This window comes from Prevotella sp. HJM029, assembly GCF_000599605.1.
In the GTDB taxonomy this organism is placed as follows: Bacteria; Bacteroidota; Bacteroidia; order Bacteroidales; family Bacteroidaceae; genus Prevotella.
Genome location: NZ_AZHT01000023.1, coordinates 17,831 through 34,065, shown reverse-complemented (window position 1 = coordinate 34,065; position 16,235 = coordinate 17,831). Strand labels below are relative to the sequence as shown.

Genomic DNA, 16,235 nt, shown 5'->3' with positions numbered 1-16,235 from the left:
TGCACACCTGCTAACGATGGATGCGCCCTTGCAGGGCGACACGGGCGGGCACACAGGCGCCGCCCCTACCCAGCTCCATCAAACCCCTCTTCCGGCAATCATTTTTTGTTTTTGTCCGTCGGCGAGCACCTCGCCGGCAACCTCAATCCGGAATGACGGCCGTTTCGCTGCCACGCCCAAATAAATTTGTGCAGACAAGGGCTTTTTGTTAACTTTGCGAGGCTAAGAATGGCAAATGGAAACACTGGCTAAGCATCAAAACATCGCAAGAATGCTGCTCGTCGGCCTTTCGCTATGGGCAACGACGGCCATGCAAGGCGCACAGAAGGGAGCGCGCCGCGCAACGCTGCTGCAACGCATCTATGCCTATGCCGCACAAATGGACGCGCTGCCCGACAGTGCGCGGCAGCATGCCGTTTACACCAAATTCTCGCTCCACATCCTGAAGAGGAATGCCATTTTGCTCACCATTCCCACGATGTGGAACATTGCCCGCGGCCGCGAACGCCATTTCTTAGGCGAATATATCGACAGCGTTTTCGCGGGGGCTCAGTCCACCGAGAGCCGCCGGTGGCTCACCCACTCCACCATGCGCAGCCAGCAAACGGGCTTGACGGCGGCCATGAAATATCTTGCGCCGCAACTCTATGGCGAAACCATCTTTCGGCGCGACATCCTCTCGCCGTTCCACCCGGCCAATGCCCGGTTCTATCGCTATCAAATCAGCTACCAACAACGCGACGCGCGGGCTCACATCAAATTCCGTCCACGCGTGAACAACACACAATTGGTTTATGGCGAGGCCGTGGCCGATTTCAACTCGGGGCGCCTTATCAGCGCTCTGCTGCAAGGCGAATACGACATGATACGCTTCACTTTGCGCCTGCAAATGGGCGCTGCCGGGCGCGAGAGTCTGCAAGCCACAACGGTCGACCTCACCTGCCATTTTAAATTCATGGGCAACAACATGCAAGGCACTTTCCACAGCACCCAACTGAAGGAGGCCGCCAAGCCTGCGGCGCTGCCCACCGATGCGCAGGCCGCCATCGCCCAGCTGCGCCCCACACCACTACAGGATGACGAGCGGCAACAATATGCCCGCGACTCCATGCAACGACAGCAGGCATCGCAGCAACCCACCGACTCGCTTCACAAGGCCACGAATTGGTGGAAACAGATAGGCTGGAACCTCATTGGCCGGCACATGGTGAAACATCTGACGGGCAACTTCGGCAAGAACAATGAGGGCGCGGTGCGCATCAGCCCCATCCTCAATCCGCTTTACATGGGCTATGACCATCGGCGCGGCGTCACCTATAAGGCCAACGTCAACCTCAGCTACACACCACCAAGCCACAATGGGGCGTTCAACGCTCAATTCCGCGCAGGCTATGCCTTCAAACAGCACCAATTGTATGTCGACGCCCACTTTTCCTATCATTATCAGCCCCAGCAGAATGGTTATTTCAGCATCGATGCGGGTAGCGGCAATCAAATAGCCAATGGCGAGGTCATCGAGCAAGCTCCCATCCCTGTTAGCGCTGCACTAAGAGCCAACTTTCCCAAGCTCACATGGTTTAAAGACCACTACGCCCAAGTGGCTCATCATTATGATTTCAGCCCACATTGGGGCATGCGCGTGGGCATGATGTTCCACCGTCGCACGGCCTTGGAAAAGCGCATCTACCTGCAACATCATCTGCCCACGCATTTCACCTCAGCCGCCCCCTTCATCGAAATGCAGTGGCGTCCGTCGGGCTATCAAGGCCCCATCGTCACGCTCGATTATGAGCGAGCCATCAAAGACTTCCTGCGCAGCAACATCGGCTACGAGCGGTGGGAAAGCGATGCGCAATGGAAACTCAACCTCAGCAGCCTGCAATCCTTGCAAATGCGCTTGGGTGCAGGAGGATACACCCAGCAAGACCGCAGCGCCTATTTCTTAGACTACGCCAACTTCCACGAGAACCATATCCCCGGCGGCTGGAACGACGACTGGAGCGGCACGTTCGAATTGCTCGACGCCTATCAATACAATGCTTCGCGCTGGTACGTGCGCACCAACATCACCTATGAAAGCCCATTACTGCTTTGTTCGCGCTTGCCGATGGTGGGTCAGTTCGTCGAGATGGAACGCTTTTACTTTAGCATGCTCTCCTCGAAGCTTTGCCGTCCCCACCTCGAAATCGGCTATGGCTTCACCACACGTTTTTTCTCCATAGGCGCATTTCTCGGCAGTGAAAAAGGAAGAATTAAAGATTTTAGTTGTAAATTTGGCTTCGAATTATTTCGTCATTGGTAAATGGAAAACTTAACTGTATACAAAGCAAGTGCTGGATCGGGGAAAACATTCACCCTCGCAGTTGAATATATTAAACTATTGGTTGCCGACCCCTTTGCATTTCGAAAGACCTTGGCTGTAACCTTTACCAACAAGGCTACCGAAGAAATGAAAATGCGCATCTTGAGCCAACTCTATGGCATCGCCCATCAACTGTCTTCCAGCCAACCTTATTTGAAGAAAATAAAGGAAGAAACAACGCTATCTGATGCACAAATCCGTGAGAATGCGGCTTTGGCACTCCGCTTACTCATCCACAATTATAGTTATTTCAGAGTTGAAACTATCGACGCTTTCTTCCAAACCGTATTGCGCAACTTGGCCAAGGAGTTAGATTTAACCGCCAACCTGCGCCTTGAACTCAATGATAACCAGGTGGAAGAAGAAGCCGTCGATATGCTCATCGAAGAGCTCAACAAAACGTCACGCCTCTTGCATTGGATTTTAGAATATATCCAAGACAATATGGACGACGACAAGTCGTGGAACGTCATTGCGCAAATCAAAAAGTTTGGCATGAACATCTTCAAAGACTATTATAAAGACCATCGCAAACAACTCGCAGTCGTCTTCCAAAAGAAAGACTTCTTTAAAAACTACACCGCTCGCTTGCGCATCATCAGGAAAACAGCCGAAGAGACGATGAAGAAGCGTGGAGAGAAGTTTTTCGAAATCATTGAGGCGCACGGAGTCAGCGTCGATGATTTCAAATCCAAGAAAAATGGCGTTTGTGGCTATTTTAGAAAGCTCATAGAGGGGGAATTTATTGATAGCAAAAAGGTGTACAACGACACGGCAGCAAAAGCTACAGAAAGCGTCGATGCATGGCTAACCAAAGCCAATGCCGTTGCGGGAAATCCCATGTATGACTTAGTGGAAACGCAACTCATGCCATTGTTGCAAACCACAGAGAACGAACGAAAACAGCAAGCCCTGTTATACGCGACCGCCGACTTAACCCTGCAGCATCTCAATCAGCTGCGGTTGCTTGAAGGTATAGAAAATAAGGTGCAAGCCATCAACCGCGAAGTCAACCGTTTTATGCTCAGCGACACGCAAGCACTGCTGCAAGCCATGATTGACCACCAAGACTCGCCCTTCATCTTTGAGAAAATCGGTACCCAGCTCGAGAATATCATGATTGATGAATTCCAAGATACCAGCACGGTGCAGTGGAAAAACTTCAAAGTGCTGCTGCTCGAAACCATGAGCCGAAAAGGCATGAACATGATTGTGGGTGATGTGAAACAAAGCATTTACCGATGGCGTGCAGGCGATTGGCGGCTCCTAAACAACATTGAGGAACAGTTCAATCCGCAAATGGTTACAGAGAAATCGCTCAAAACCAACTACCGCTCACAACGCAATATCATAGCCTTCAACAACACTTTCTTTCAAAAAGCCAATCAGCAGCTCCACACCCAGCTGCAAGAGTTGGACGAGAAGCAGGCGCAGCAAGTAGAACGTGCCTACCAGGATGTGGTGCAGGAAATTCCTGCACACAAGGAAGCATTGGGCATGGTGGAAGTTACCTTGTTCCCCAAGAACGAAGACTACGAGGCACAAACGTTAGCAAGCGTCGTCGACAAAGTTGATGCACTGCTGCAAATGGGAGTTCAAGAAAAAGATATTGCCATCTTAGTGCGCAAGAACGACACTATTCAAACTATAGGTGACTACTTTCTGCAACACCGCCCCGATATTCATTTGGTTTCCAACGAAGCTTTCCACCTAAGTGCCTCTCAAGCTGTAAATATCATCATTCAAGCATTGTCTGTCCTCAACAATCCCGATGATATTTTAGCGAAAGCCTCGCTATCGAAGAGTTATCAGGTATACATCCAAGGCGCAACGTTCGAAGCTTTCAACGCCATGTTGCAAGAAACTGCATTAGATGAGCTCCTTCCCCAAGCTTTCATCACGCAAAAAGAGCAAATCCTTGGACTTCCTATTTCTGAAATGGTTGAAACGATCTATCGCATATTCGAGTTGCAAACCATCAAAGGACAAGATGCCTATATCTGCGCCTTCTACGACAAACTCAACGAATACACGCAAAACAACATTGCCGACATTCACAACTTCCTGCAACTATGGGAGAATAGCTTGTACAAAGTGTCGATTCAAAGTAGCAACAATGAAGGAATCAAACTCGTAACCATTCATAAGAGCAAGGGATTGGAATATGCTCATGTGTTGCTTCCCTTTTGCGATTGGGATTTAGAGCGGAATGATAGTATTGTGTGGTGCGAGCCTCAACAACCTCCTTTCAGCGACCTTCCTGTAGTTCCCATCAGCTACAGCAAGACGAAGATGCTCCATTCTTTTTATGCAAAGGATTACATTCAAGAGTATGTGCAGAACAGCGTCGACAATCTCAATCTGCTCTACGTGGCGTTTACACGTGCAGAGCAGGGCTTGTATGTCTTCTCTAAAAAGGGCGACAAAATCAACAGCCGTTCAAAACTGATTGAAACCTGCCTCGACGAAGTAGCAAAAGCATTGGGTACGGCGCAAATCACAGGAGTAGATGATGCTCAAGAGGCCACCTACTTTAAATTTGGAGATAAGCTTCCCGCAGCAAAAACAGAAGAAAAACAGAAGGTAGACAACCTCTTCTTGACACCAGCCGAGAATATTCCAGTAACCATTGCCCACAACGATGCGCAGATTTCGTTCAGACAAAGCAACAGCAGCGAAGCCTTCTTGCAAAAGGGGCAGGAAACAGAAACCGACAAACAAAAGGGCTATATCCAATTGGGCAGCATTCTACATGCTATTTTTTCGAAGATTCGCACGCAGGAAGATGTCCCCAACGCGTTAAGAACGCTTGAAGAAACAGGCGTGCTCTATGACAATATCATTACCAAAGAAAAACTTCTTGCCTTGCTCCATCAACGTTTGACCGACCCACGCATAGCACCATGGTTTACAAATCGGTGGACTATTCTGAACGAGTGCACCATCTTGCGCTACAATCCCGATACACAGCGCACAGAAGAACGACGCCCCGACCGCGTCATGATGGACGAGCAAAAGATTATCGTCGTCGATTTCAAATTCGGCACGCCGCACGCTGAACACCAACAGCAAGTGCGCGACTACAGACAACTGCTCTCCGAGATGCATCCGCAACCCATCGAAGGCTATCTTTGGTATATTTTCTCTAATCAAATTATTCCTGTCAAATGAACACCTTTTTACACTACGTAGCACAAGATATTCTCGACAAATATGGCTATAATCTCTCAAGAATAGCTGTTGTTTTTCCCAACAAACGCGCGGCTCTTTTTCTCAACGAGGAATTGGCACAGTTGGCTCATCGCCCATTGTGGAGTCCATCTTACATCACGATCAGCGAACTTTTCACACGCCACTCTGAAAAGATTTTAGGCGACCCCATCAAGCTCATCTGCGATTTACACAAAGTGTTTGTCCGTTGCACGGGCATGAACGAAACATTAGACCATTTCTATAGCTGGGGACAAGTGCTGCTCAACGATTTCGACGACATCGACAAAAATATGGCCGACGCCCATCAAGTGTTTGCCAACCTCTCGAATGTGCACGAATTAGACGACATCTCCTATCTCACCGACGAGCAAAAGGAAATGCTCAAGCGTTTCTTTAGCAACTTCTCAGACCAATCCGAGACAGCACTGAAAGAGAAGTTTCTGAAGCTCTGGAGCAACCTCGAAAACATCTACACCACCTACAGGACGCACCTCTCGGCACAGCAACTGGCCTACGAAGGAGCACTCTACCGTGAGGTCGTGGAAAATCCGTCTATCGATTTTCAATATGAAGCCTATCTGTTCGTTGGTTTCAACATGATGCAAGTGGTTGAGCAACAACTCTGCACCCGTCTGCAAAAAGAGGGTAAAGCCTTTTTCTATTGGGATTACGACGACTATTACATGCGCCGCCATGGGGCATTAGAAAATGAAGCGGGCACATTCATCCGCCAATACCTGAAATACTTTCCCAATGCGCTCGATGGCAACAACAAGGCCATTTACAATGCATTCGAACAGCCGAAATCGATTACATTTATCAGCGCAACCACAGAAAATATCCAAGCGCAATACATCAACCAATGGCTTAGCGAAAACAACCGCATTGCCGATGGACGCAAAACCGCTATCGTCTTGGCCAACGAAACCCTGCTTCAGGATGTTATCCACGCCATTCCGGAAAGCGTGCAAAATGTAAACATCACCACGGGGTTCCCGCTTGCACAAGCGCCGGCGGCCGCATTTGTGAAGCTGCTCATCGGTCTGCGCACCATGGGCTACCGCAAAACCAACCACACGTTTCGCAAGAAATGGGTCGACATGCTGCAACGCCACCACTTCATGCGCTACATTCCACAGCCCGAAATGCTGTTCCAAATCGAGGCATTCGATGCCGCCAACACCAACCGCTGGATACGCAATGTGCTGCAAACCATTGCCGAGCAATATGCCAAGGACGACCACCACGACCCTTTCATGCAAGAGTCGCTCTTTCGCATCTACACTATTTTCAATCGGTTGGACGACCTCATGCAGACAGGCGATTTGCAGGCCGACATGAACATCTACACCAAACTCATTCAGCAGATTATTTCGACCAGCAGCATCCCCTTTCATGGCGAGCCCATCGTGGGCATACAAATCATGGGTGTGTTGGAAACGCGCAACCTCGATTTCGACCATCTCTTAGTGCTCTCGTGCAATGAAGGCAACATGCCCAAAGGCGTCAACGACACCTCATTTATTCCCCACGCCGTGCGCAAGGCTTTCAACCTCACCACCATCGACAACAAGGTGGCTATTTATGCCTACTACTTTCACCGGTTGTTGCAACGCGCCGGCGACATCACGCTCACCTACAACCAGGCGACGAGCAACACCACAACGGGCGAAATGAGCCGCTTCATGCTGCAACTCATGGTGGAGAGCCCTCACACCATTGCGCGGAAGAATCTCAACGCACAACAGTTGCCGCTGCGACAGCAACGCCATGCCGTGCCCAAAAACGATTTCGTCATACAAACGCTCATGCAAGCGCGAGGCCTCTCGCCCACAGCGCTCAGCAACTACTTGCGCTGTCCGTTGCGGTTCTATTATCGTTTCGTCCTCAAACTCCAAGAGCCCGACGCCGCGGACGATGAAATCGACAACCGCATCTTTGGCAACATCTTCCACCGCGCCGCCGAACTTATCTACCAACCTTGGAATGGCGGCGGAATGGTGCAGGAAGACGACCTCGCCCAACTGTTGAAAGACGAAGCCCGTTTGAACCGCATTTTAGACCAGGCGTTTCAAGAAAATCTGTTCGACAAAGCCGGACAAAAGACCCCAGAATACAACGGCTTGCAGCTCATCAATCGGCAGGTTATCTTCGATTATCTCAAGCGTCTTTTGCAAACCGACAAGCTGCTCGCCCCCTTTAAAATCGTGGGATTGGAGCACACCGTCAACCATCCGTTAGACATTGAAACAGCCGATGGACGCCACAGCATCTCGCTCTTTGGCAACATCGACCGCATCGACGAAATCAGACGCAACGGGCAATCACTGCTGCGCGTCGTCGATTACAAAACGGGGCGCAACACCAAGAAGCCGCTGCAAACCATCGACGAGGTGTTTGATGCCGACAAACTGCAACAACATGCCGACTATTATTTGCAAGTGATGCTCTACGCGGCCAATTTGCGCATCGATGCCAAGCTCAATCCCCGGCAACTACCCGTCAGTCCGGCACTGCTGTTCATTCAGCATGCCACAGCGCAAGATTACGACCCCACGCTGTTATTAGGAAAAGAAAAGGTGGACGACATCCAGCGTTACGAAGCCGACTTTCTAAACTTATTGAAAGAATTGATTGAAGAGATTTTCAACCCCGATATTGATTTCAATCCCACCGAAGATAAAGCACAATGCGCGTCGTGCCCCTACCGTTCCATTTGCCTATAACACAGGCTCGGAATGTTGGCGAAACAACCGTTCGGGCAAGGCGGAAGGGGCGGCTCAACGATGCAACAAAGGTTTGCGCGCATACGAAATGGTGTTGCTACCATGCAAAAGCCCATTCAGACCCTCTGAATGGGCGTCTAATTTCGAAAACTCCCTCGCAGACCCTCTGATTGGGTGTCTAATTTTGAAAACAACCCTCGCAGACCCTCCGATTGGGCATCAAATTTCGAAAACAACCCTCGCAGACCCTCTGATGGGGCGTCAAATTTTGAAAACAACCCTCGCAGACCCTCTGATGGGGTGTCAAATTTCGAAAACAACCCTCGCAGACCCTCTGATGGGGTGTCAAATTTCAAAAACAACCCTCGCAGACCCTCAGATTGGACGTCTAATTTTGAAAACAACCCTCGCAGACCCTCTGATGGGGTGCTTTTACATCTTCAAGAGCAAGAAACGATTGTGAGCACCTGTTCGTTGACACTGAAACGAACATCAACACCATAGAACAGCATGCCATAGACCTTTTGCGCATCGTGCTGATAAGGCGGTCGCGGATCTTCGGCCAGTACAGCCAGCAACTCCTCTATTTGTTGCGCGTTAAATCCTTGTTTTTGCAACTGTTCGCGTTGCGCATCGGGCAACACCACCGTCAGACGTTGCCACGCATGGTCGTCGACAAAGCCGCTACGCGCCTGAGGATGGGCATCGGCATAGGTCACATAGGGCTTAATGTCGAAAATGGGAGTGCCATCCATCAAGTCGGCCCCACGCACATGCAGCACCGGTCCTTGTGGGCTCTCCCACTCTACGCGCTCCAACTGCACCGACGACAATCCCAACGGATTGGGACGGAAAGGGCTGCGCGAAGCAAACACACCCACACGCTGATTGCCACCCAAACGCGGCGGGCGCACCATGGGGCTGTGGGCGGCATGCTTGTTGGCATGGAAAGCCCAAATGAGCCACAGAAAATCAAATGCGTCTATGCCCCGCAGCGCATCAGCATTGCGATAGGCGGGCACAAACACAATCGTTCCGCACAATGCTTCAACAATGCCGCTTTGCTTGGGCACACCAAATTTTGTGGCAAACGGCGAATGAAAATGAGCTATGGGTTCGAGCTTCATGGACGATAAAAGATGGCTGCAACAAAGAGAATGAGAAAGGTGGCGCCACCCACAAAAAGGGGCACCTTCACCCCCTGCAGCTGATGGGTTGGGCAGACGATGTGACGTTTGCGCAACACCAAGGCCATGATGCCTCCGCCCAAGAAAGCCAAAGAAAAACCGCCTAACAAATCGCTGAAATAATGCACGCCAAGATACATGCGGCTATAACACATCGCGATGGCCCAAAAGACCAAGAAACCCACGATGAGCCGACTGCGAAGAAAATAGGCCATGACAAAAACCAAGGCCCACGCGTTGCCGGCATGTGAGGAAGGAAAGCCATAAGGGCCACTGCGATAGCCATCGATAACGCGTATCGAAGCACTCAGCGGATTGGCCAAATTGCAAGGGCGCAGGCGTGCCATCTCGGGGCGCAGAAAGTGGGACGTATAGAAATCGGTGAGCAACAACAACAGACCGATGGAGACAAACACCACGCAGCAGGCTTTCCATGAATAATTTTTCCACACCACAAAGAGCAAGGAAACATAAAAAGGCAGCCACACCCATTTCTCGCTCACCAGCCACATCACCGCATCCCAAAAGGGTGCGTGGGCATGATTGATGGCCAAGAGGATGCTAACATCTATTGTTTGTAATGCTTGTAAAAATGTTGTAAACCATTCGTTCATCGTTTCGCAATGTCATTATAGAGTTCTTGTAAATAGGCTTTTCCAGCTGCTTCAAACGGCAGTGCGGCACCGCTTCCCGCACGATAAACCACACGCTGCGCCGCATTGTCATACACCATTTGCTGCTCGGCTGTCACCATGCCCCAGATGTCGGGCGAGGTGAAGAAGGCAAAATGAGGGGCGTGCGCATCGAACAAATCTTTGCTGAAAAGAAAAGGTTCATGCGACAAGCCCAATTGTCCTAAGAGCGTGGCGGCCAAATCGTGCTGCGAACCAAATTGCGACACCACCTGCGCCCGCTTCACCGCTCCGCCGAGCCACAACATCGGGATGTGATAGCGTTGAGGTGTGGTGCTGCTGATGTTCTCGGGATAGCATCCTAAATGGTCGGGCAAGATGATGACCAATGTGTTGCGCCATTGCGGCAACTTCTTCAGCGCGGCAACAAAGTGTCCCACCCAGGCGTCGGTGTAAGCAAAGGCGTTGAGGATTTTATTGGGCAAACGATGGTAAGGCACATCGAAAGGCTCGTGCGAACTGCTCGTTTGAATCACATTCAGCTGGGGTGGCAACGCTTGTGCCCGAGCAGCCTTCTTTGCATCATCCAGCGCACGCTGAAACACCAGATGGTCGGGCACTCCCCACTTGCTGAGCCGCGCAGAAAGTGGAAAATCGCCATCGGACACAATGTGGGTGAAGCCCATGCCCGTGAGATAGGAGCGCATGTTAGTGAAGTTGGCATCGCCACCATAATAATAATGCAAGGCGTAGCCCTGCTGCTGCAACATTTTGCCGATGGACGGCAGCTTGTCGGTCTTTGCAGGATAGCGCATGAGACTTGTCGTGGGCTGGGCCGGATAACCACTCAAAATGGACAAGATTCCACGATCGGTGCGGAAGCTGTTTGCATAGAAATTATCGAAAAAGAGTCCTTCCTTGCACAGCGCATTTAAATGGGGCGTGGCATCGGTCTCCATCACCTTGCGGGAGAAGCTCTCCAAAATCACGATATAGATGTTGGGATGCCGTGTGCTAAGCAAAGTGTCGCTATTCGCACGCCGTGTGCAAACCATCGAGCGAAAAATCTTGCGCGCCTGCTTCTCGGGCATAAACCGATATTGAGCCGCAAAATCAACCTGCTTTGAATAGCTTTCCAACAGACTGAAAACGGGATTGATGGCCGCATGATTGAGGCGCATGTTGGCACTGAAATAGGCCTCACCAGTATTCATTACCGAGACGGTGATCCCGCCGCGCATGGGCAGAATGAGCAGGCCGACACAGAGCAGCAGTACAACGCTGTAGCCCAAGCGCCGCTGCAACGGATACCACGGAAGCCGCGCTCCACCAACAAGACTCATCATCAGCCACCACACGAGAACTGCCAGCACTAATGCCGCGCCAATGCCCAACGCCACTAACCAACCACTCACACTAGCAAAAGCGTCGGCGGGCGAAGAGAGGAAGTAATAAAAAGGTGTGGTGTCTAAAGGGAACCCCCAGTAACGATATAAAACGAGATTGAGCAGAAATGTGACGGCATAGATGCCTGCTACAAGCGCAAAATAAATGCGCCAAGACCACCGCGACATGCGTGTGAACCATAGTTGTGCTATGAGCAACAAACCAGGGAAGAGGGTAAAATAGGCCGCGACAGAAAAGTCTAAAGGTAATCCGTGGAGCATCACTTGAAACAAGCTATCCACACGCTCGCCCCGAAACAGGTCACGATAAACTAACATGAAGCAAGGCTTTTGCAAAAGAAACAAAAGCAACCAAGCCAAATAGAGCGTTACCAATTTCAGTATGCTTTTTCTCATATAATCGTTTTGCTACAAATCGTTTTGTCGATAGTTTTCTCAAAGTGTGTCGCAAAGGTAGTTGATTTCGCAGGATAAAACAAATCGTCATTCTTATTTTTAACAACTTAACACTTCAACAGGCTTTTTCCTGTATCGGATAAACCTATCGAGAATTCCCGCCAGCTACTTTTCGCTTGGGTCGAATGCAGCGAAGTTCCCACCAATCCATTCTGACACACGACACCATAAAAAGTACGAGCCATTTAGGAGGCAACGACAACCGAGAAGCAAGAAATATAGGTTTTTCCTTTGCTTTTCCACGTCTTTCGTTTATCTTTGCACCCATAAAACAAAGCAGACAATATTATGGCGATAAAAACAGAAAATAACGACGAGAAGAAAAGCATCAGTTTCGTAGAACAATTGGTTGAAGACGATTTGGCTGCCGGCAAAAACGGCGGTCGCATCCAAACGCGCTTTCCGCCTGAGCCTAACGGATATTTACACATTGGCCACGCAAAAGCAATTTGCATGGACTTTGGCGTAGCCGAGAAATATCATGGTATTTGCAACCTACGCTTCGACGACACCAACCCCAGCAAGGAAAACAACGAATATGTGGAGAACATCCTGAGCGACATCCAATGGTTGGGCTTCCAATGGGGTGAGATTTTCTACGCTTCAGACTATTTTGAAAAACTTTGGGACTTTGCCATTTGGCTGATTAAGAAAGGTCTGGCCTACGTTGACGAGCAAAGCAGCGAAGCCATTGCACAACAGAAAGGAACACCCACAACTCCTGGTATAGAAAGTCCCTATCGCAATCGCCCGATAGAAGAAAACTTAGCTTTGTTTCACCAAATGAACACACCCGAAGCTGTAGAAGGTAGCATGGTGTTGCGCGCCAAACTCGACATGGCCAATGACAATATGCACTTTCGCGACCCCATCATCTATCGCATCATTCAGACACCCCATCACCGCACTGGGACAAAATGGCACTGCTACCCAATGTATGATTTTGCTCACGGACAGAGCGACTACTTCGAGGGTGTGACCCATTCGATTTGTACCTTAGAGTTTGTACCCCATCGCCCACTCTATGATAAGTTTATCGACTTCTTAAAAGAGATGGATGGAACTGCCGACAAGCTGCACGACAACCGGCCGCGACAGATTGAGTTCAATCGTTTGAACCTCACCTACACTGTGATGAGCAAACGCAAACTCCACACTTTGGTCGATGAGCACTTGGTGAGCGGATGGGATGATCCACGTATGCCGACACTCACGGGCATGCGCCGTCGTGGCTATAGCCCTGAGAGCATCCGCATGTTTATCAACTCGATTGGCTACACAAAATTCGATGCCCTCAACGACATGGCATTGCTTGAAGCCAGCGTGCGTGAGGATTTAAATAAGAAAGCTATTCGCGTGAGTGCTGTGCTCGACCCGGTGAAATTGGTCATCACCAACTATCCCGACAACCAAACCGAGGAGATGGAGGCCATCGATAATCCCGAAGACGAGAATAGCAAGAGCCATACCATCACCTTTGCTAAAGAATTGTGGATTGAGCGCGCCGACTTTATGGAAGATGCGCCGAAGAAGTTCTTCCGCATGACACCAGGCAAAGAAGTAAGATTAAAAAACGCCTACATCGTGAAGTGTACTGGCTGTACAAAAGATGCCGAAGGTAATATCACTGAAATCCAGGCTGAGTACGACCCCAACAGCAAGAGCGGCATGGAAGGTGCTAACCGAAAAGTAAAAGGCACGTTACATTGGGTGGCTGTCAACCATTGCCAACCCGCCGAAGTGAGAGAGTACGACCGCCTGTTCAGCGTAGAAAACCCTTCAGCCGATGAACGCGATTTCCGCGAACTGCTCAACCCCAATAGTCTCATGGTGCGCACCAATTGCTATGTTGAAGACTATGCTTCTGCACGCAAACCAGGTGAATATTTGCAATTCCAACGCACAGGTTACTTCATGGCCGATTTAGACACAACTCCAGAACATCTTGTGTTTAACAAAACCGTGGGGCTGAAAGACACTTGGGCCAAGCAGAGTAACAAGAACTGATACATCAAAACATTCGCACACCATGTCCCCGAATCCACTTGACTTGAGCGACGAAGCCACCTTGCAACAGGCACTATTGCAATATGAAAACGCCCAAAAGGAGGGAAAGATTGTCTACATTGACTCAACACTTCTTTGGGACATCGCACAACACTATCAATACGATGAGGGTGATGATCAGGCGGCTGAAGAGGCTGTGGATTACGCACTACAGCTTTTTCCAGATGACGATGACTTCTTGAATTATAAGATAGAATTGTTATTAGATAAGGTTGACGAAGAAAAATACTTCTTTCACGAAACCAATCTCAATCAACAATATCTTACTGAAGCCAAAGAGCTTGTAGAGCGTATTTCAGATCAAGATACTGAGGACTACGTGCTAACCTTGGCACGAGTCCTATTAAAGAAGACAACCGACAGCATTTGGAAACACAATGAAAATGATGCGGCTGACGAGCGGTTGTGGCAGCACGTTGCCAACCATAACATAGAACTTTCCGACGAAGCCTATATGGAAATTGCAGAGAGCTTCGATAGGTTGCTCCTACCCAAACGTGCCGATGAATGGCTCTCACGCTGCAAAGACAAGGAAGATAGTGACTATTTTGACTTATTGGCTACCATCAAATGGAATCGGCTGCGCTATGCCGATGCTGCAAAAGTGCACAAAAAATTAGTTGAGCGGCAGCCTTATTCTGCTTTCGACTGGGGCTACTTGGCCGAGACACAATACAAGACAAAGCAATACAAAGAGAGTTTTGAGAGTTGCGAGTTTGCGTTAGCTATCAATCCCGAGCTAAGCACAGCGTGGTACACTAAAGGCAAATGCTATCTGAAGCGACATCAGCCCTATGAAGCCATGGATTGTTTCAACCACATGCTCAAAGATAAAAGTTATCACATTGATTACAAGCTGATGTCGGGAATGGGGAGTGTATCCGTCATGTTAAAGAATTACGAAGATGCTGTCGGAATGTTCGAGCGTGCCGAAGAAGATGGGTTGCCTTACAACGACGAATTTGAACGCGTAATGAAAGATAAGGCCACTGCCCTTTTCCATTTAAACCGCGACAATGAAGCTATCGAATGCTTAGAAGCCTTGAAAGAGAGCGATATCTATGATCCAATGGAAACCACCTTTGAAGCTGTGGATATCGCCCTTGAGTATTTCGAATATTTCTGGGCCATCAATACTCTCATGGAAATTTACCAAGAGGGCTATAATGATGAAATCATCCTCAACAGACTCTTCGAGATGATGGATCGGTTTTTCAGCGAAGGTGATGATGAAGCAGGAAGCGAGATCGTGACGTATCTTTTTAGCGATATAGAAGCATCGAAAAGACCTACATTTGAGGCTTATAAAGCCCTCTTCTATCGGTTCCACAAGAATCCCTACGATAGTTATTTCTGTATGTGTCGTGTGTTCGAGGCCGGCGACCAAGATGCCATCTGTGTACTGGTGGACAACATTGAGCCTGTTCCTCTGGGCTCAGACCCTGGAAAATACTATGTCAATCTAAAATATCTTTTAGACAAATATAATTACTCCGTCGAAGAAGATGAAGACGAAAATGATAACGAAAACGAAGAAACATGAATTGGATTACAAGCCTCTTAGGCAACCTCAATTATGGCACGATTTGGCTGCTCATGCTTTTAGAAAGTACGGTCATTCCCGTCCCTTCTGAGCTCGTTGTTTCGCCTGCTGCCTATCATGCCGCTGGCGGAAACCTCAACATTTGGTTGGTGATTTTGTTTGCCACCATTGGAGCCGACTGCGGTGCCACCATCAACTATCTTGCGGGCTACTACTTAGGACGCCCCATCATCTATCGTTTTGCTAACAGCAAATGGGGGAAGCTCTGCCTGCTCAATCAGCAAAAGGTAGAGCACAGTGAGAAATATTTCTATGACCACGGCATGGTGGCCACCATCACGGGCCGCCTCATTCCAGGCATCCGCCATCTCATTTCTATCCCTGCAGGTTTAGCCAAAATGAAATACTGGCAATTCCTACTCTATACTACACTCGGTGCTGGCGCATGGAACTGTATCCTGGCTGCGTTGGGATGGTACCTTCACACAGTGGTGCCAGAGAGTCAGTTACAGAGCGAAATCGAGCGCTATGGTGAGTACATAAAATTCGTCATCATCGGGCTCATCATCATCGGACTCCTCTATTTGCTCTTCAAACGCATGTGTAAGGGTAAAAAGCATTAAGCGTAATAAGAAAAATATAG

The 16,235-nt window shown here is 49.3% G+C and carries 9 protein-coding genes and 1 pseudogene; 7 read left to right on the top strand and 3 right to left on the bottom strand.

The window, feature by feature from the left end; translation table 11 throughout:
• From X919_RS17000 to X919_RS0102350, 4 genes and pseudogenes are all read left to right on the top strand, one after another.
• A pseudogene (locus tag X919_RS17000) lies at window positions 1-184 on the top strand (hypothetical protein); the annotation flags it as partial.
• A gap of 51 nt (window positions 185-235) precedes the next feature.
• Entirely contained in the window at window positions 236-2,302 is a 2,067-nt protein-coding gene (locus X919_RS0102360) for a DUF5686 family protein (RefSeq protein WP_028898875.1), read from the top strand.
• Window positions 2,303-5,533 (top strand): UvrD-helicase domain-containing protein, encoded by a 3,231-nt coding sequence (locus X919_RS0102355; protein WP_028898874.1) that lies wholly within the window; start codon window positions 2,303-2,305, stop codon window positions 5,531-5,533.
• Window positions 5,530-8,301 (top strand): PD-(D/E)XK nuclease family protein, encoded by a 2,772-nt coding sequence (locus X919_RS0102350; RefSeq protein WP_028898873.1) that lies wholly within the window; start codon window positions 5,530-5,532, stop codon window positions 8,299-8,301. Before X919_RS0102355 ends, X919_RS0102350 begins: the two co-directional genes overlap by 4 nt.
• Before the next feature lie 440 nt (window positions 8,302-8,741).
• Here the strand turns inward: X919_RS0102350 and tsaA are convergent, their stop codons facing one another.
• From tsaA to X919_RS0102330, 3 genes are read right to left on the bottom strand one after another with little or no spacing between them, the layout of a single operon-like run.
• Window positions 8,742-9,428: a tRNA (N6-threonylcarbamoyladenosine(37)-N6)-methyltransferase TrmO gene (gene tsaA, locus X919_RS0102340; RefSeq protein ID WP_028898871.1), complete on the bottom strand. Its 687-nt coding sequence runs from the start codon at window positions 9,426-9,428 to the stop codon at window positions 8,742-8,744.
• Window positions 9,425-10,102 (bottom strand): phosphatase PAP2 family protein, encoded by a 678-nt coding sequence (locus tag X919_RS0102335; RefSeq protein ID WP_028898870.1) that lies wholly within the window; start codon window positions 10,100-10,102, stop codon window positions 9,425-9,427. Before X919_RS0102335 ends, tsaA begins: the two co-directional genes overlap by 4 nt.
• Complete coding sequence (locus X919_RS0102330) at window positions 10,099-11,922, bottom strand: LTA synthase family protein (RefSeq protein ID WP_028898869.1); 1,824 nt, start codon at window positions 11,920-11,922, stop codon at window positions 10,099-10,101. The genes X919_RS0102335 and X919_RS0102330 overlap by 4 nt, the downstream gene beginning before the upstream one ends.
• A 348-nt stretch (window positions 11,923-12,270) precedes the next feature.
• On the opposite strand from X919_RS0102330, the gene X919_RS0102325 reads away from it, so the two are divergent.
• Genes X919_RS0102325 through X919_RS0102315 form a run of 3 tightly spaced genes read left to right on the top strand, consistent with a single transcriptional unit; the run spans window position 12,271 to window position 16,215 of the window.
• Complete coding sequence (locus X919_RS0102325) at window positions 12,271-13,989, top strand: glutamine--tRNA ligase/YqeY domain fusion protein (RefSeq protein WP_028898868.1); 1,719 nt, start codon at window positions 12,271-12,273, stop codon at window positions 13,987-13,989.
• Between the two features lie 22 nt (window positions 13,990-14,011).
• The gene (locus X919_RS0102320; RefSeq protein ID WP_028898867.1) at window positions 14,012-15,592 is read left to right on the top strand and encodes a tetratricopeptide repeat protein; all 1,581 of its coding nucleotides are present in this window, start codon (window positions 14,012-14,014) and stop codon (window positions 15,590-15,592) included.
• Window positions 15,589-16,215 carry a DedA family protein gene (locus X919_RS0102315; RefSeq protein ID WP_028898866.1) on the top strand — a complete coding sequence of 209 codons (627 nt, stop codon included), beginning with the start codon at window positions 15,589-15,591 and terminating at the stop codon, window positions 16,213-16,215. Before X919_RS0102320 ends, X919_RS0102315 begins: the two co-directional genes overlap by 4 nt.
• The last annotated feature ends 20 nt before the right edge of the window (window positions 16,216-16,235 follow it).

Bases quoted from the DNA above. Each gene is read 5' to 3' on its own strand.
- X919_RS0102360 (WP_028898875.1), top strand. From the start codon at position 236: ATGGAAACACTGGCTAAGCATCAAAACATCGCAAGAATGCTGCTCGTC.
- X919_RS0102355 (WP_028898874.1), top strand. From the start codon at position 2,303: ATGGAAAACTTAACTGTATACAAAGCAAGTGCTGGATCGGGGAAAACA.
- X919_RS0102350 (WP_028898873.1), top strand. From the start codon at position 5,530: ATGAACACCTTTTTACACTACGTAGCACAAGATATTCTCGACAAATAT.
- tsaA (WP_028898871.1), bottom strand. From the start codon at position 9,428: ATGAAGCTCGAACCCATAGCTCATTTTCATTCGCCGTTTGCCACAAAA.
- X919_RS0102335 (WP_028898870.1), bottom strand. From the start codon at position 10,102: ATGAACGAATGGTTTACAACATTTTTACAAGCATTACAAACAATAGAT.
- X919_RS0102330 (WP_028898869.1), bottom strand. From the start codon at position 11,922: ATGAGAAAAAGCATACTGAAATTGGTAACGCTCTATTTGGCTTGGTTG.
- X919_RS0102325 (WP_028898868.1), top strand. From the start codon at position 12,271: ATGGCGATAAAAACAGAAAATAACGACGAGAAGAAAAGCATCAGTTTC.
- X919_RS0102320 (WP_028898867.1), top strand. From the start codon at position 14,012: ATGTCCCCGAATCCACTTGACTTGAGCGACGAAGCCACCTTGCAACAG.
- X919_RS0102315 (WP_028898866.1), top strand. From the start codon at position 15,589: ATGAATTGGATTACAAGCCTCTTAGGCAACCTCAATTATGGCACGATT.